The sequence below is a fragment of the Luteimonas deserti genome (assembly GCF_013425765.1).
Taxonomy (GTDB): domain Bacteria; phylum Pseudomonadota; class Gammaproteobacteria; order Xanthomonadales; family Xanthomonadaceae; genus Luteimonas; species Luteimonas deserti.
In genome coordinates this window covers 183,297-200,131 of the sequence record NZ_JACCJZ010000013.1, presented here as the reverse complement: position 1 = coordinate 200,131, position 16,835 = coordinate 183,297, and the positions used below count along the sequence as shown (strand labels likewise).

Annotated in this window: 13 protein-coding genes; 6 read left to right on the top strand and 7 right to left on the bottom strand. The window is 70.1% G+C overall.

Features of this window, described 5'->3' with window-relative positions; all coding sequences use genetic code 11:
* Positions 1-12 precede the first annotated feature (12 nt).
* From H0E82_RS06185 to H0E82_RS06175, 3 genes are all read right to left on the bottom strand, one after another.
* Positions 13-1,617 carry a SulP family inorganic anion transporter gene (locus H0E82_RS06185; RefSeq protein ID WP_180544572.1) on the bottom strand — a complete coding sequence of 535 codons (1,605 nt, stop codon included), beginning with the start codon at positions 1,615-1,617 and terminating at the stop codon, positions 13-15.
* 465 nt (positions 1,618-2,082) lie between these two features.
* The gene (locus tag H0E82_RS06180; protein ID WP_219338431.1) at positions 2,083-4,338 is read right to left on the bottom strand and encodes a TonB-dependent receptor; all 2,256 of its coding nucleotides are present in this window, start codon (positions 4,336-4,338) and stop codon (positions 2,083-2,085) included.
* A gap of 41 nt (positions 4,339-4,379) precedes the next feature.
* The gene (locus tag H0E82_RS06175; RefSeq protein WP_180544571.1) at positions 4,380-4,856 is read right to left on the bottom strand and encodes a DUF3574 domain-containing protein; all 477 of its coding nucleotides are present in this window, start codon (positions 4,854-4,856) and stop codon (positions 4,380-4,382) included.
* 216 nt (positions 4,857-5,072) lie between these two features.
* Between H0E82_RS06175 and H0E82_RS06170 the strand changes: the two genes are divergently transcribed.
* Complete coding sequence (locus H0E82_RS06170) at positions 5,073-7,520, top strand: TonB-dependent receptor plug domain-containing protein (RefSeq protein ID WP_180544570.1); 2,448 nt, start codon at positions 5,073-5,075, stop codon at positions 7,518-7,520.
* A gap of 67 nt (positions 7,521-7,587) precedes the next feature.
* On the opposite strand, the gene pgeF is transcribed toward H0E82_RS06170, so the two are convergent.
* Positions 7,588-8,361 (bottom strand): peptidoglycan editing factor PgeF, encoded by a 774-nt coding sequence (gene pgeF / locus H0E82_RS06165; RefSeq protein ID WP_180544569.1) that lies wholly within the window; start codon positions 8,359-8,361, stop codon positions 7,588-7,590.
* On the bottom strand, positions 8,358-9,347 hold the full coding sequence (gene rluD / locus H0E82_RS06160; RefSeq protein WP_180544568.1) for a 23S rRNA pseudouridine(1911/1915/1917) synthase RluD: 990 nt from the start codon (positions 9,345-9,347) through the stop codon (positions 8,358-8,360). The genes pgeF and rluD overlap by 4 nt, the downstream gene beginning before the upstream one ends.
* Before the next feature lie 88 nt (positions 9,348-9,435).
* On the opposite strand from rluD, the gene H0E82_RS06155 reads away from it, so the two are divergent.
* The 4 genes from H0E82_RS06155 to H0E82_RS06140 all read left to right on the top strand — a co-directional run bounded on the left by H0E82_RS06155 (position 9,436) and on the right by H0E82_RS06140 (position 13,498).
* On the top strand, positions 9,436-10,299 hold the full coding sequence (locus H0E82_RS06155; protein ID WP_180544567.1) for an outer membrane protein assembly factor BamD: 864 nt from the start codon (positions 9,436-9,438) through the stop codon (positions 10,297-10,299).
* A 140-nt stretch (positions 10,300-10,439) separates the two neighbouring features.
* Positions 10,440-11,360: a lauroyl acyltransferase gene (locus tag H0E82_RS06150; RefSeq protein WP_180544566.1), complete on the top strand. Its 921-nt coding sequence runs from the start codon at positions 10,440-10,442 to the stop codon at positions 11,358-11,360.
* Positions 11,361-11,418: 58 nt separating this feature from the next.
* A complete protein-coding gene (locus tag H0E82_RS06145) occupies positions 11,419-11,970 on the top strand; it encodes a PH domain-containing protein (RefSeq protein WP_328796964.1) in 552 nt (183 codons plus the stop codon).
* Positions 11,957-13,498 (top strand): PH domain-containing protein, encoded by a 1,542-nt coding sequence (locus H0E82_RS06140; protein ID WP_180544564.1) that lies wholly within the window; start codon positions 11,957-11,959, stop codon positions 13,496-13,498. The genes H0E82_RS06145 and H0E82_RS06140 overlap by 14 nt, the downstream gene beginning before the upstream one ends.
* Before the next feature lie 13 nt (positions 13,499-13,511).
* Here H0E82_RS06140 and H0E82_RS06135 read toward each other — a convergent pair whose 3' ends face one another.
* Positions 13,512-14,441, bottom strand: coding sequence for a glycosyltransferase family 2 protein (locus H0E82_RS06135; RefSeq protein ID WP_180544563.1), 930 nt, complete (start codon positions 14,439-14,441; stop codon positions 13,512-13,514).
* A gap of 96 nt (positions 14,442-14,537) precedes the next feature.
* On the opposite strand from H0E82_RS06135, the gene H0E82_RS06130 reads away from it, so the two are divergent.
* The gene (locus tag H0E82_RS06130) at positions 14,538-15,302 is read left to right on the top strand and encodes a glycosyltransferase family 2 protein (protein ID WP_180544562.1); all 765 of its coding nucleotides are present in this window, start codon (positions 14,538-14,540) and stop codon (positions 15,300-15,302) included.
* Between the two features lie 687 nt (positions 15,303-15,989).
* Here the strand turns inward: H0E82_RS06130 and H0E82_RS06125 are convergent.
* Positions 15,990-16,823, bottom strand: coding sequence for a glycosyltransferase family 2 protein (locus H0E82_RS06125; RefSeq protein WP_180544561.1), 834 nt, complete (start codon positions 16,821-16,823; stop codon positions 15,990-15,992).
* Between the last annotated feature and the right edge of the window lie 12 nt (positions 16,824-16,835).

The window sequence follows — 16,835 nt, the reverse complement described above, 5'->3', positions numbered from 1 at the left end:
CGCCCGGTGCGATCAATCCGCCGGCGTCGTCCGGCGTTGCCGGGCCAGCAGGCCCACCAGCCCGGCGAGCACCGCGTAGGCCGCCGCGAACTGGAACGCGATCGCCTGGCGCAGGCCTTCGAGCTGCCACGGCAGCACCAGCGCGCCGGTCGGATGCACCGAGTGGATCACGCCGAACAGCGTGGCGACGGCGGCGGCCAGCAGCGTCGCGACCGCGACCCCGGAACGCTTGTCGACCAGCGCGACCAGCGCGGTCGCCCACAGCATCGCGGTGATGATGAAGCCGTTGCCGAGCACGACGATCGTCGCCATTTCAGGCAGACCGTGCCCGGCATCAACCTGCGCATACAGCGCGGCCATGCGCTCGGGATCGATCCACGCCGGATTGCCGAACTTGATGTTGAGCAGGTAGGCGATCGCCGGCAGGAATGCCAGCGACACCGCGATCGCATGCTCGCGTTTCGTGCTGTGGAAGGCCTGCACGGTGATGTCGATGCCGACGAAGACGATGATCGGCGCGAGCACCGCGACCGGCAGCCACTGCACGAGCCCCGACACGAGGCCGAGCATGCCGCCGATGCCGATGAACAGGCCGGTCAGCAGCGTGTAGCCGGTGCGCGCGCCCATGTGCTTGTAGGCCGGCTGGCCGATGTAGGGCGTGGTCTGCGCGACGCCGCCGCAGACGCCGGCGACCAGGGTCGCGATGGCCTCGACCAGCAGCACGTCGCGCGTGCGGTAGTCATCACCGGCCGCGCGCGCGCTCTCGCTGACGTTGATGCCGCCGACGACCATCAGCAGGCCGAACGGCAACAGCAGCGACAGATACGGCAGCGTCGCCGGCAGGCCCTCGACGAAGCCGAGATTCGGCCACGGCAACGCGGGCGCGGGCCAGTTGGCATCGGGCAAGGCGAAGCCCGGCGACAGACCGGCGAGACCGAGGCCGTAGTACAACGCGAGCCCGACGAGCAAAGCGAACGGCACGCCGGGCAGCCGGAACGGCACCGGCCCACGCGCGACCAGCACGTACAGCAGCAGACCGAGCGTCGCGAAGCCGGCCACCGGCGAGCGCAGCGTCTCGATCAGCGGCAGGAAGCCGAGCAGCATCAGCGCCGCGCCGCCGATCGAACCTAGCAGCGCCGCGCGCGGCACGACGCGGGTGATCCAGTCGCCGGCGAACGAGAGCACGAGTTTCAGCGCGCCCATCACCACCAGCGAGGCCATGCCGAGCTGCCAGGTGGCGATGCCGGCCGCATTCGCGTCCATGCCCTGCTGGCGGAACGCGACGAACGCCGGGCCGAGCACCAGCAGCGCCATGCCGATGCTGGTCGGCGCATCGAGACCGAGCGGCATCGCGGTGACGTCGTCGCGCCCGGTGCGCTGCGCGAGACGCCGCGCCATCCACGTGTACATCAGGTTCCCGACCAGCACCCCGAAGGCCGTGCCCGGGAACATGCGCCCGAACACGATGTCGGCCGGTACCCCGAAGATCCCGATCAGCGCCGCGGCGATGAAGCCGAGGATCGAGAGGTTGTCGACGACGAGGCCGAAGAAGCCGTTGATGTCGCCGGGGACGAACCAGCGGGGGCGACGGGCGGCTGCAGCGTGTGAGGTGACCATGCGTATTCCCGCGTTGTACATCGGCGTCGTTATCCCGGCGGCTCCGAACAGCCGAATGGCTGGTCACGCCGGACCCCGTGCCTCATGCATTCGAACTTTCAATGACCCGCACGCACGGCGGCAATCGCGCGGGAGTTGCTGGATGACCGACGTCGGGATCCTCTGCGCACGGCCGTCGAACTCTGCGAAAGCAGGGTTCTCAACCGTCGTACAGCACGTCATCCCGCGTCTTCAAGCTGTCGAACCGGACGGCTTTGGATCGAACGTGCCGTTCGGCAGATGCAAAAGCGCGGCCGCTTCGCGGAAATCACGAGCATGAGCGGCTTCAGACCTCCGTTGGATCCATCGACTGCCTTGCGTTCACCGGAATGCCCGGTTCGAGATCGCGCATGGCAGATGCGTCGGCCGCGCAACCCCGATGCAGCCTCCGAAGCCAGGCATCGCAACGGACGCTGTTGCCTGTTTTCAGAATCGTGCCGTGAACTCCACCCCCCAGGTCCGCGGCTCGTTGATGAAGCCCGTCAGGTTGTTGAAGTCGATGCCGCCGACGATGCGCGTGCTGTCGGTGATGTTGCGGCCGAACACGGCGAGATCAAAGTTGCCCTGGTTCCAGTTCGTGCCCACGCGCAGGCCGCCTTCCAGCGTCGAGCGGCCGCGGAATTCCGGCGATTCGTACAGGAAGAAGTTGACCTGGCCGCGGTAGGCCCAATCGGTATAGACGTAAAACTCGGCGTCGTCGCCGACCGGCGTGGCCCAGCGCGCGGTGAGGTTGTGGATCCACTTCGGCGCCTGCGGCAGCGGGTTGCCGTCGACGAGGGCGAAGCCGTCCACGGTCGGATCGGTCACGGTGCAGCCGCCGCCGCAGATCGCGACCGCGAGGTTCGGATCGCGGATCTCGGTGTCGTTGTAGCTCGTGCCCCAGGTCACCAGCAGCGAGTCGGTCAGCCAGGCCTGCAGGTCGAGTTCGGCGCCCTGCCCGATCGACCTATCGGCGTTGAGCAGGATCGCCTGATTGGTCGCGCCGCCGACGGCGATCAGCTGCTGGCCGTCGACGTTGTAGCGGAACAGGTTGAAGCCGATGCGGCCGCGGCGGTCCCACAGATCCGCCTTGACGCCGACCTCGTAGGAAATCACTTCTTCCGAATCGGCGACCGAGATACCGCCGAACGCGAGACGCCCCTGGATCGACGGTGCGCGGAAGCCCTTGGCGACACGGCCGTAGACGTTGATGTCGTCGTTGATCTCGTAGACCGCGCTGGCATCCCAGCTGATGTCGTCGACATCGGTGGTCTCGACGAACGGGCCGCCGACAGGAGTGCCGAACGGCACCGCCTGCAGCACGCTGGCGCTGAAGTCCTTCCTGTCCTGCGTGTAGCGCAGGCCGCCGCGCAGCTTGAGCTTGTCGTTGACGTCGTATTCGCCGGACGCGAACAGCGCCCACGCGGTATTACGTTGTTCCTGCACCGCGTGGCCGGTCTGCGGATTGCCGGGCGCGAGGGAATCGTAGTTGAGGCTGTCGACGGTCAGTTCCTCGCGGAACCAGAACGCGCCGGCCTGCCAGTCGAAGGGGCCATCGAGGTTGGATTCGAGGCGCACTTCCTGGGTGATCTGCGTGTGGTCGGGAATGCCGTCGGCCGACTCGGCCGCGAACGGAATGAAACCCGGTCCGGAATCGGGCAGAAACGCGGCGCCGTAACCACCGTCGATGTCGCCGCGGTTCAAGGATTCCAGCGTCTCGTAGCCGGTGATCGAGTACAGGCTGTACTGGCCGAAATCCCAGCGCAGACGGGCGCTGCCACCCCAGGTTTCGAGGTCGGAGAAATTGACGCCGTCGACCGAGACCGAATCCCGATCGAAGCCCGGCACGAAGCGGTTACTGCCGGGCTCGATGATGTTCGCGCGGAACAGGCGCGCGGTGCCGTTGAGATCGCGGCGGTGCAGGTTGAACAGACCTTCGAAGCCGTCGCCTTCGTAGAGGAACTGCACGCGCGCGGCAGATTCGTCGTAGCCCTCGAAGCCGTCGTTGGGCGCGCCGGCCAGCGTATTGCGCACCGAATCGTCGCGGCGCTGGTACAGCGCCGACACGCGCGCCGACCAGCGCTCGCTCAGCGCGCCACCGACCGCGCCTTCGAAGTTCCACATGTTGTCGCTGCCGTAGGCCAGCTTGCCGTAGCCCTCGAAGTCCTGGCTCGGGCGTACCGAATCGAACTTCACCACGCCGGCCGGCGTGTTGCGGCCGAACAGCGTACCCTGCGGGCCGCGCAGCACTTCGACCCCGGCGATGTCGAACACCGGGAACCCCTTCAGCAGCGGGTTTTCCAGCACCACGTCGTCGTAGATCAGCGAGACAGGCTGCGAGGCGTTGAGATCGAAGTCGGTATTGCCGAGGCCGCGGATGTAGAAGCGTGGGAACGCGCGGCCGTAGCTCGATTCGATGTTGAGGCTGGGCACGCGGCCGGACAGGAAGCGGATGTCGGTGCCGCCGCTGCCGAGCACGCCGAGCTTCTCGGCATCGAGCGTGGTGATCGAGACCGGTACGTCCTGGATGTTCTCCACCCGGCGCTGCGCGGTGACCTGCACCGCATCGAGGGTGGCGGCCGACTGCGGCGATGCCACCGGATCGGCGCTTTGGGCGAGGGCCGCCAAAGGCAGCGCGCAGGCCAGCGCGACAGCGAGTTGCGAGCGGCGGTGACGCATCGGACGGACGGACTCGGACGACATGGCGGACCTCGGGCGATGAAGGACTACAGGGACGGAAACGATCAGAACGAGACGCGCGCGCTCAGCTGAGAGCGCAGCACCGAGCGGTGCCCGGTGTCGCGCTTCCACGCCGCCCGGATGGCATCGATCGCATCGGAGGCCTCGGGCGTGTCGGCATGCAGCACGACCAGCTCCTTGGAGCGCAGCCGGGTCGGCGTGGTGGCGCCCTCGGGCAGCCACTGGCCGTAGACGTCGATCACACTGAGGCCTTGCGGAAAGCGCGGGGTGACCTCGCGATCGAGGAACGCAAGCCAGCGCTGCTCGTCCGCGATGCGTTCCGCATCGTCGGCCTCCCAGCGCCCGGTGGCGAAGTACAGCTCGGTGCGCAGCCACCCGTCGCCCGCGGCCGGGCGGGCGGCGTCGCCGTGGTAGGCGGCGGTCACCGGCTCGCGCACGGGAACGCCGGTGCAACCCGCCAGGGCGGCGACCAGAACCAGGACGCCTGCGCGTGGCAGCGTCGGAACACGCACAGGGGCCATCACGTATCTCCAGCCGGGCGCGCCATCGTAGGCGGGCGGCACCGGCGAATTGTTGCGGTGCCGCAACACTGTATCGCCTTATCCGGATGGACGCATGGAAGCCGCTGATGCCCAATGCAGGCGCGCGTCCGCCGCGCCCTCCGCACCGGTCACCGCGCGCCTCCTCCCCCGGCGCGGTGGCCGGCGCGCCCCCATCGCGCCCGTCCAGGAGCCTGCATGTCCACGTTGATCCGCCTCGCCCGCCCGGCCGCCCCGCTTGCGCTCGCCATCGCCTGCGCGCTTGCGCACCCGGCTGCCGCCCAGACGCGCGAGGCCGACGGCGCGACGCGGCTGGATGCGGTGATCGTCACCGGTACGCGCGCGACCGGGCGCACCGTGCTCGAATCGACATCGCCGATCGACGTGCTGGACGCGGATGACCTGCGCCGCGCCGGCGCGGTCAACGGCGAACTCGGCGCTGCGCTACAGGCCCTGCTGCCGTCGTTCAACATCCCGCGCCAGTCGAACTCCGGCGGCGCCGACCATATCCGCGCCGCGCAGTTGCGCGGCCTGTCGCCGGACCAGGTGCTGGTGCTGATCAACGGCAAGCGCCGGCATGTCTCGTCGCTGGTGACCACGGGCTCGAAGACCGGACGCGGCACGACGCCGGTCGACTTCAACGCCATCCCGCTCGGCGCGATCAAGCGCATCGAAGTGCTGCGCGACGGCGCGGGCGCGCAGTACGGCGCCGATGCGGTCGCGGGCGTGATCAACATCATCCTCGACGATGCCAGCGATGGCGGCGCGATCGAAGCGAGCTACGGCGCGCACCACACGACGTTCGAGCCGACCGGCCAGCGCATCACCGACGGCCAGAGCGCGTCGCTCGCGGCGAAGGTCGGCACCGCGCTCGGCGACGACGGCTTCCTGCGCGTGGGCCTGGAATACAAGGAACTCTCGCCGACCAACCGCGCCGGTTTCGACCAGATCCCGCCATGGGACCAGACGCCGCGCAATCTGGAACTGCAGGGCCGGCGCAACTACCAGCTCGGCAACGGCGCGGCCCGGGACATCAACGGCTGGCTCAATACCGAGATCGCGCTCGGTGACGCCGCGACGTTCTATGCGTTCGGCACCTACGCCCAACGCGACACCGAAGGCGCGAACTACTTCCGCTATCCCGATGGCGAGGCGAACTGGCCGGAGGTGTATCCGGACGGCTTCCGCCCGGTGTCGATCGGCGAGAACCTCGACGTCGCCGGCCTCGCCGGTGTGCGCACGCAGTGGGGCGACTGGGACGTCGACGCCAGCCTCAACCACGGCCGCAACGCATTCACCTATCGCCTGCGTGACTCGATCAATGCCTCGCTCGGCCCGTCCAGCCCGACGCGCTTCAAGACCGGCGACTACGCGTTCGACCAGACGCTGGCCAACGTCGACGTCAGCCGCCTGTTCGCGCAGGGCGACACCCTGCATACCTTCGCGACCGGTGTGGAATTCCGCGTCGAACACTACGAAACCGGCGCCGGCGATCCGGCGAGCTACGCGGCCGGTCCGTTCACCGATCGCCCGACCGGCTCGCAAGCCGGTGGCGGCCTGACGCCGCAGGACGAAGCCAACCTCGACCGCGATGTCGCCAGCGTCTACGCCAGCGTGTCGAGCGGTTTCGGCGACGCGCTCAGCACGGACGCCGCTGTGCGTTACGAGCGCTACAGCGACTTCGGCGGCCAAGTGACCGGCAAGCTCGCCGCGCGCTACGAATTCGCGCCCGCGTTCGCGCTGCGCGGCGCGCTGTCGAAGAATTTCCGTGCACCGTCGCTCGGCCAGATCGGCTTCGAGTCCACCGGCACCGGCTACAACGCGGCCGGCCAGCTGATCCAGAGCCGCCTGCTCTCGGTCAACAACCCGATCGCCCGCGCGCTCGGCGCGACCGACCTCGCGCCCGAACAGTCGACCAACGCCAGCCTCGGTTTCACCAGCCAGCTCAGTGAGAATTTCGATTTTTCCTTGGATTTGTTCCAGATCGACATCGACGACCGCGTCGCGCTGTCGGAAGCGATCACCAGCGATGCGCTGACCGCTTTCATCGTTGCGGAATTCGGCGTGCCGGGTGTGCAGAGCATCAGCTTCTTCACCAATGCCGCCGACACGCGCACGCGCGGCGCCGAGGCCGTCGCCAACTGGCGGCATCCGCTGGCCGGCGGCTCACTGCTGCTGACGGGCACCTGGAGTTATGCGGACACCGAGATCAAGCGCGTCATCGCGACCCCGGCCGCGCTATCGGCGGTGGTGCCGGACGCGGTGCTGTTCGGTGTCGAGGAACGCAACACGCTCACCGACGCCGCGCCGCGTACGCGCTCGGCGTTCACCGGCAGCTGGACGAACGACCGCTGGAGCCTGCTCACGCGCGTGACCCGCCACGGCAGCACCAAGCGCGTGTTCAACTTCGGCGGCGGCTTCGAGCCCGAGCAGGTCTACGGCGCGAAGTGGCAGCTCGATGCGGAAGCCGAAGTGCGTCTCGGCGACAGGTGGACGCTCGCGATCGGCGGCCAGAACCTGACCGACGAATACGCGGACCTGTCAAACGAGGACATCTTCTACTTCGGCAACCTGCCCTACGACGTGCTGTCGGGCATCGGCAGCAGCGGCGCGTATTACTACACGCGGGTGCGATACAGCTTCTGACCGCACCCTGTCCGGACCCCGGCAGAAACGCGACCGCCAGCGTTGGCCGCCATGCGGCCGGCGCTGGTCAATCGACCGGGTCCATCCAGGCCAGCGTGGCCATGCGTCCCGTGCGCTGGTCGCGCCGGTGCGAGAAGAACGCTTCCGGTTCGGAGATGGTGCAGTGCTCGCCGCCGTGGATCGCATCGCCCGGCACACCGGCGGCGATCAGGCGCAAACGCGCGAGCGCATAGAGATCCACACGCCAGTGGCCCGGGCGCGTGGGCACGAAGGCGGTTGCGGCATCGGCATCCCGGTTCACGAATGCCTCGCGCACCTCGGCACCGATCTCGTAGGCCGCCGGGCCGGCGGCCGGACCCAGCCAGACGACGAGACTCGCCGGCGCGGTACGCATGGCGGCGAGCGTCGCCTCGAGCACGCCGGCAGCGAGGCCGCGCCAGCCGGCATGCGCGGCCCCGATCTCGCTGCCCTCGCGGGCCGCGAACACGACCGGCAGGCAGTCGGCGGTCTGGATCGCGAGCACGACACCCGGCGCGCGGGTCACGGCCGCGTCGGCCTCGATCCGCGTCGCGTCACCCGCCGGCATCGGCGCATCGACCCGCGCCACATCGATGCCGTGGACCTGGTGCAGCCACACCGGCCGACCCGGCAACCCGGCGAGGCCGACCAGCAGCGCCCGGTTGCGCGCGACCGCATCGGGGTCGTCGCCGGCGGCCGACCGGTGATTGCCGAGATTGAACCGGTCGAACGGGGCGGCCGACACGCCGGCACCGTGGCGCAGCGTGGTCAACGCGTGCACGCCCCGCGGCGCAGGCCAGCCGGCGTGCAGCAGGGCGCTCACCGGCGCCCCGACTCGGCGTGTTCGGCGACGTCGGCGCGCAGCACCTTCAGCAGCGCCTGCATGTCCTCGGGCACGGGAGCCGAGCAGCGCACCGCCTCGCCGGTCACCGGATGGCGGAACTCCAGGGTCTCGGCATGCAGGGCCTGGCGACGGAAACCGCGCAGCATGGCGGCGGTGGCGTCCGAAGCGCCCTTGGGCAACTTCAGTGCCCCGCCGTAGAGCGGATCGCCGAGGATCGGGTGGCGCAGATGGGCCATGTGGACCCGGATCTGGTGTGTGCGGCCGGTCTCGAGCCGGCATTCCAGCGCGGTGTGCGCACGGAACCGCTCGCGCAGGCGGTAATGGGTGACCGCGTCGCGCCCGTCCTCGCGTACCGCCATGCGCAGGCGGTCCCGCGGATGCCGGTCGATCGGCGAGGCCGCCGTACCGCCGGAGACCAGCGCGCCCACCACCACTGCGAGGTACTGGCGGTGGACGTCGCGCGAGGACAGCTGCTCGACGAGCGCGTTGTGCGCTTCCAGCGTGCGCGCCACCACCATCACCCCCGACGTGTCCTTGTCGAGCCGATGCACGATGCCGGCGCGCGGAAGCGCGGCCATCGACGCGTCGCGGAACAGCAGTGCGTTGACCAGGGTGCCGTCGGGATTGCCGGCGCCGGGATGGACCACCAGGCCGGCAGGCTTGTCGATCACGAAGACCTGGTCGTCCTCGTAGAGGACCGACAGCGGGATGTCCTGCGGCTCGGCCTCGGTCTGGACGTCGAGCACGACGTTCAGCTCGACCCGCTCCCCGCCCATGACGAGATCACGCGGGCGCGGCACGGCGCCGTCGAGCAGCACCTCGCCGGCCTTGATCCAGCTGGTGAGCTTGGAGCGCGAGAACTGCGGAAACAGCTCGGCCAGCACGGCGTCGAACCGACGCCCCGCAGCCGTATCAGGGACGGCGGCGACGCGGGCGTCGTCGGGTGGAACGGGGGCAACGGGCATCGGACGGCTCGGGTTCAGGCGTGGGGCGCCGGGCCGCGGGCCCGGACTGGTATTATCCGCCGTTCGTGCCCAGACGCCCAATGTCCCCATGATCCCACGCCCCGTTACGTCGCCCCGCCTGGCCCGCGCCCTGGTTCTGCTGGTGCTGGCAGCGCTGGTCGCGACCGGCTGCTCGCGCGGCAACACCCGCGACGAGGCCAACGAGGGCGTGCCTGCCTCGGAGCTCTACGACAAGGGCCACCAGTCCATGCGACGGGGCAACTGGAGCAATGCGGCCAATACCTACAGGCGCCTGGTGGCGCAGTATCCCTACGGCCCCTACACCGAGCAGGCACTGGTCGAGAGCGCCTACGCGCAGTTCAAGATGGGCAACAACGCCGAGGCGATCTCGGCGATCGACCGCTTCATCCGCACCTATCCGACGCACCGCCACATTCCCTACATGTACTACCTGCGCGGATTGACCAACGCCAACCGCGACACCGTGTTCCTGCAGCGCGTCTGGAGCCTCGACAGCAGCCGCCGCGATCTGGCGGCGCCGAATCAGGCCTACGCCGACTTCAACATCGTCACCGACCGCTATCCGAATAGCCGGTATGCCGCCGACGCGCGCCAGCGCATGGTCGCGCTGCGCAACACGTTCGCGCGCCACGAGATCGAGACCGGCCTGTACTACCTGCGCCGCGGCGCCTACGTGGCCGCCACGCAGCGCGCGACCTATCTGCTGGAGACCTATCCGCAGAGCGAATACCAGAACGACGCGGTCGCCCTGCTGGCCGTCGCCTACGACGGCCTGGGCAACGACGCTCTGGCCGGCGATGCGCGCCGGGTGCTGCAGCAGAACGAGCCGGGCCACCCGGCGCTCGCCGGCAACTGGCCGAACGAGCCGTGGCGGATCCGACGCCTCAATCCCTTCGCGACCGAGCGCACCGCGATCGACAATCGCGACTGAGCGGATTCCCCAGTCGTCACGCAGACGCCGCCTCCGGGCGGCGTTCTTCGTTGCGGACCCGGCGTGTCGCGCCCGCGAAGCGGCGATCGACCGTCCGCGCATCTATCCCCGTTCCGCCGACACCGCCTAGACTCCGGCCCATGTCCGCTGTCGCCGCACGCCTGCTCTATCTGCTCGCCACGCTGGTGGGCGCACTGCCGACCGCCGTGCGAAGGCGTCTCGCCGATGGCGCGGCCGCGCTCGGCCGCATGGCCGGCACGCGTGAAAGCCGGGTGGCGTTGCGCAATCTCGAACTCGCCTATCCCGAGCTGTCCCCGGACGAGCGCGATGCACTGCAGCGCGCGGTGCTGCGCACGACCGCACTGCAGACACTGGAAACCCTGCGGCTGTGGACGCGGCCGCATGCGCGCAATCTCCGCGCGATCCGTGCGCAGCATGGCGTGGGCCTGTTCGACGCGGCGCTGGCCTCGGGCACGGGCCTCATCGTCGTCGCGCCGCATTTCGGCAACTGGGAACTGCTCAATCAGTGGCTCGCCGCCCGCACGCCGATCTCCATCCTTTACCGTGCGCCCGATTCCGCGGTCGGCGAGGCCTTCCTGCGCCTGGTGCGCGCCGGCGTGCCGGACCGGGTGCGCCAGGTCCGCGCCGAGGGACCGGCTGTGCGTCAGTTGTGGAAGACGCTCGCCGGCGGCGGCGTGGTCGGCATCCTGCCGGATCAGCAACCCAAGGCCGGCGACGGTGTCTTCGCGCCGTTCTTCGGCATGCCCGCACTGACGATGACCCTGGTCTCGCGGCTCGCCGAACGCACCGGCGCGGTCGTGCTGTACGCCTGGTGCGAACGCATCGCGGACGGGCCGGACTTCGAACTGCGGATCGAAGCAGCGCCCGAGGGCATCGCCGATGCGGACGCGCACCGTGCGGCAAGCGCGCTCAACGCCGGGGTCGAGCACATCGCACGTCGCGACCCCGCGCAGTACCAGTGGACCTACAAGCGCTACAAGGCGCGGCCGTCGGGCTCCGGCGACGACAACCCCTATCTCGACCTGGAACGCCGCCGATGAGCCCCTGCCGATGACCGACCGCGATCCTGACTCCGCGGGCCCGCCCCCCTTGCCGCCGGTGACTCCCGTCGCCGTGCCCGCGCCGCCAGCCGACGCGCCGCAGGTGGAAACCGACGTCTGGCAACCGCTGCCGGTGCGCGCACGCACGCTGGCCACGCTGTCGACCCTGTTCGGCACGCTGGTGCCACTGACGATCGCGCTCGGCGTCGGCACCCTTGCCCGCACGCGCACGCCGTTGTCGCTCGCGACCGATGGCGTTTGGCTCGCGATTGCCGGTGCGGCACTTCTGTTGATTCCGGCGTGGACGGTGTGGCTCGCACGCCGGCGCTGGCTGCGCACCCGCTGGCGCCTCGACGACGACGGCTTCGGCATCCGCCGCGGGCACATGTGGCGCAGCGACACACGCGTGCCCGGCTCGCGCGTGCAGCATCTCGACATCCGCCGCGGCCCGCTGGAGCGCGCCTTCGGCCTGTCGACGCTGATCGTGCACACCGCCGGCACCCGCAACAGCGCGGTGTCGGTCAGCGGCCTCGGCCACGCCGAGGCCGAGCGCCTGCGCGATGCGCTGGCCGCGCGCGCCGCCCGCGACGACGACCATGACGACGCCTGAAGCGGTCTCACCGCTGCTGCCCGCGGATGCCGAGCGCCGGCTGCATCCGGGGTCCTGGCTGTTCGTGCTGCTGCAGAACCTGCGGCAGTTCATCGTGCCGCTGGCCGTGCTGCTGTTCGCCGGCGGGCGCCGCGACGACGGCTACCCGTGGTGGCTGCCGATGCTCGGCGTCGGCGCCCTGGTAGTGGTCTCGATCTGGCAGTACCTGACGTTCCGCTACCGCATCGCCGACGATCGCCTGATCGTGCGCAGCGGCCTGCTCGAGCGCAGCGTGCGGCAGATTCCGTACTCGCGCATCCACAACGTGGCGATCCATCAATCGCTGCTGCACCGGCTGATCGGCGTGGCCGAGGTGCGGCTGGAATCGGCCGGCGGCACCAAGCCCGAAGCGGAGATGCGCGTCCTCCGGCTGCCCGAGGCGCTGGCGCTGGAACAGCTGATCCGCGATCGCGGCAGCGCGCCGGCGACGGCCGCCGCCGACGGCGCGGCACCCCCGGCCCCGGCCGGCACCACGTTGCTGGCGCTGTCGACCATCGAAGTCGTCAAGCTGGGGCTGATCTCCAACCGCGGCATGATCGTCGTCGCCGGCGCCGTGGCGCTGTCGTTCCAGGTGCTGCCCGAACGTACGATGGGCCGCTGGCTGTTCGAAGGCGGCCGGGAGGCGTTCGGCTATGCGAGCGGCTTCGCCACGACCTGGCTCGCCAAGGGCATGGTGCTCGCGGCCTTCGTGGCTGTGGCGCTGGCTCTGATCCGTGCGTTTTCCGTGCTGCTCGCCCTGGTCCGCTACCACGGCTTCCGCCTGCAGCGGCAGGGTCGCCGCCTGACCGTCGAACGCGGCCTGCTGAGCCGGTCGCGCAGCAGTGTGCCGCGGCGGCGCATCCAGGCCTGGACGCTGCGCGAGAGCGTGCTGCATCGCCTCTTCGCGCGGCGCACGCTGGAGATCGACACTGCCAGCGCACGCGCCGGCGACGGCCAGGGCAACGCGAACGGCCAACGTGGCCTGGACGCGTTGGCCCCGATCGCCCCGCCCGATACCTGCGACGCGATCCTGCGCGACATCGCCGTACTGCCCGCCTGGCCACCGGCCGAATGGCGCCCGCTGCATCCACGCGCGTGGCTGCGGCTGCTGCTCGGCGACGCGCTGCTGACCGCGGTGCTGTGCGGAGTGCTCGCGTGGTTCTTCCAGTGGTGGGGCGCGCTCGGCCTGCTGTGGCTGCCGTGGTCGGGGTTCGTCGCCCGCCGCCACGCCGCGCGTGCCGGTTACGCGATCGACGATGCCCTCGTCGCGGTGCGCGAAGGCTGGTGGAGCCGGCACTGGCGGCTGGCCGAAATCGGCAAGCTGCAGGCGGTGGAACTGCGCCAGTCGCCGCTGGATCGCGGCTTCGGCATGGCCTCGGTGTGGCTCGACACGGCCGGCGCCGGCGCGCTGGCCCCGCAGCTCCGGCTGCGCTTGCTGCCGCTGTCCGACGCCGAGCGCCTCCACGCGCGACTGGCCGCGGCGATCGCACGCCGCCCGCTGCGCTGGTGACGGCGCGCGCCGCTCAGCGGCGGCGCGATTTCAGGTAGTGACCGAGCATGCCCACCCAGTGCTCGATGCGCTTGGCCAGCGGCATCGGTGCCTGGAACAGCAGCCAGCTGTAGGCACGCAGTTCCCAGAACGTCGGCGCGGGCTTGGTGCGGAACTCGGCCTTGGCCATGCGCAGCCAGCGCGGCGTGATGCCGGCCTGCCGGCGATAGAACTCCAGCATGCGTTCGCTGCCGACGACGTGCCGGTACACACGCAGCGGCGACGGCCCGAAGGACTTGAGCGCGTTGCTGCCGTGTTCGCGATGGCCGACCAGGGTGTCGGCCAGATAGACCTTGTGCGCGCCGAGGATGTCGGCGCCGTAGACGATGCAGTCGTCCGGACGCGACAGCCAGTCGGCGGCGCGCTCGGGCGGCAGGGCCAGCAGGCGCGCCATCAGCGCGCTGCGCAGGCTCACCGCCGAGGTCGCCGCGCCCTGGAAGCGGTGGTAGTAGGCGTTGAGCAGGATCGACAGGCCGAGGTCGCGATCCGGGCCGGGCTTGAACATCGGCTCGCCGAGATCGCCGAACAGCTGCATGTTCGTGTAGACGAAATCGACCTCGGGCCGCGCGGCGTAGACGTCGACGATGCGCTGCAGGTAATCGGGGTTCCAGCGATCGTCGGAATCGAGGAGCGCGATGATGTCGCCGCGCGCCTGCGCGAATCCGGTGATCCAGGCCTGCAGCTGGCCGCCGTTGGCCTGCTCGATCAGCGTGACCTCGGGATGGTCGCCGTAGTGCCGACGCAGCAGCTCGGGCGAGCCGTCGCGCGAGCCGTCGTCCACGATGATGATCTCCAGCGCCGGCTCGGTCTGCGCGAGCACCGACTCGATCGCCTCGACGACGAACGCGGCGTAGTTGTAGCTCGAGACGAGCACGCTGACGGTGGGGCGGACGGACGCGGTCATGGACATCGGGGCGACGCCGCGCATGCGGCGCCGGCATCATACCAACGCGCCCCGCCGCGCCCGGACGCGGCCCGCGTGATCGGCGACAATCGCGACATGTCGATTCCCGCCTCCGCCATCGCGCCGCTGCCGATCTCCGGCGTCGTCATTACGAAGAACGAGGGCGACCGCATCGGCCGCTGCCTCGATTCGATGCGCGGCCTGTGCGCCGAACTCGTCGTCGTGGATTCCGGCTCGACCGACGACACGGTCGAAGTCGCCACCGCGCACGGCGCGCGTGTCGTGCACCAGGACTGGCTGGGCTATGCGGCGCAGAAGACCTTCGCCAATACGCTGGCCGCGCACGACTGGCTGTTGCTGCTCGACGCGGACGAATGGCTGTCGCCGGGCACCGAGGCGACGATCCGCGCACTGTTCGCAAATGGCCGTGTCGAGACCGCCGATGCCTGGCTGCTGACCCGCCGCAACTGGTTCCTCGGCCATCGCCTGCGCGGCGGCGAGCCGATGGAGCGCCTGGTCCGCGCGGGCTGGCGTTATCTGCCCTCGCAGGTGCACGAACGCCCGGATCTGGAGGGCAAGACGGTTGCGAAGCTCGATGCCGATTTCGAGCACGACACCTCGCGCAGCTACGCCGAGCACGTCGACAAACTGTCGAAGTACGCCACGCTGTGGGCGCAGCAGCGTCGCGACGCCGGCAAGCGCGCCAGCGCGCTCGACGGCCCCCTGCATGCCGCCGCGTATCTGCTCAAGCAGTACCTGTTGCGCGGCGCATTCCTCGACGGCGCGCCGGGCTGGCGCTTCCACAAGGCACAGGCCGGTTACGTGATGGAAAAATACCGGCGCCTGCGCGCGGTGTCCTGAGCGCTCGCCCTGCCCGCGCACACATTTGCAGGGCGCGCGCGGCGGGCGGTCGCGGTGATGCCCGCTCGTGCACGGCCGCCCACCTGCATCCGGGTCGATCGAGCGTTGCGCCGTCACCGGCCCGCCCCGCGCGTCAGGCCCTGCCAGGCCCGGCTCACCGACGCTGCGGACGCGCGGAATGAGCCGCGCGATCCGCCCGCACGCCCTTGCTGAAGCGCGCTCGCCCGGAATCGGCGGTCCGCGAAACTCTCGATCACGCGCGATCGCTTCGCTCTCGGTGCGATCGATCGCGATGCCGTCACCGGCTCCCGCCCGCGCATCAGGGGGCGTTGATGGCCCGACCCGTCGACGATGCGGACGCGCAGGATGACGTGCGCAATCCGCACGCAGTGCCGAGACGCGCTCGTTTGGAATCGGCGGTCCCGGAACTTCCCGATCGCGCGCGCGCACGCTTCGCCATCGGTGCGATCGATCGGTGCATTGTCACCGCCCTCCTCGGACCGTGCGCCAGCAGGCTTGGCCGAGCCCCTTGGTCGACGGCGGAGACGCGCAGGACGACACGCGCGATCCGCCTGTTGCGCTGTGGAAATCCGCGTGACAAGCGGTCCCGCTGGAGCCCGATCGCGCGCGAAGCGCCGTACCCGCCCGACCATCAGGCGCGCACACGCACCGTCCCCCGGCTCGACCTCAGGCCTTCGGCCCGTGCACCAGACCGAATTCGGTCCAGGTCCGCCGTCCGGCCTGCACCGCATCGCGGATCGCCTGGTTGGCGGCCTTCATCTCCGGCTTGACGTAGCCACGCGCGTGGTCGAGATGCACGCACACCGCTGAGAAGCGGATCTGCTTGCCGGTGACGCCGGCATTGGCGAGCCGCTCGCCGAGTTCGAGATCCTCGCCGCCGTAGGTCATGCGCTCGTCGAAGCCGTTGACGCGCACGAGGTCGGCCTTCCAGCCCGAGGCGTTGTTGCCGGCCCAGCGCGGCTTGGTCGGCGTGGCGGCGTTGAGCACGCGCTCGCGCCAGCCCGGCCGCGCCCAGAGCTTGAGCGAGCGCTTCCTGCGCGGCAGACCGTTGGCCTTGAGCCAGTCGAGATCGGTGTGCAGGCCCCGCGCGATGACGTCGCGGTCGATCTTCCGGCTGAGGTCCATCGGCAATTTGCAGTAACCGCCACCGAGATACCGCCCGGGTTCGCGCAGGCGCAGGTGCTGGCTGACGAAATCCGCGCGCGGCACGCAGTCGCCGTCGGAAAACACCAGGTAGTCGGCGCGCGCCACCTCGATGCCGCGGTTGAGGATGGTGCACTTCCTGAAGCCCGCGTCCTCGTGCCAGACGTGGCGCACCGGGAACGGCAGCTCGGCGGCCATGCGCTCGACCAGCGCCCCGACATCCGGCCCGGAGCCGTCGTCGGTGACGATCAACTCGAAATCCGTGCGGTCCTGGCGCGCATAGCCCCACAGGCAGCGTTGCAGCCAGTCGGCGTTGTTGTAGGCGCTGATGATCAGGCTGGCGGCGGGGGTCGGCATGGCGGCGATTCT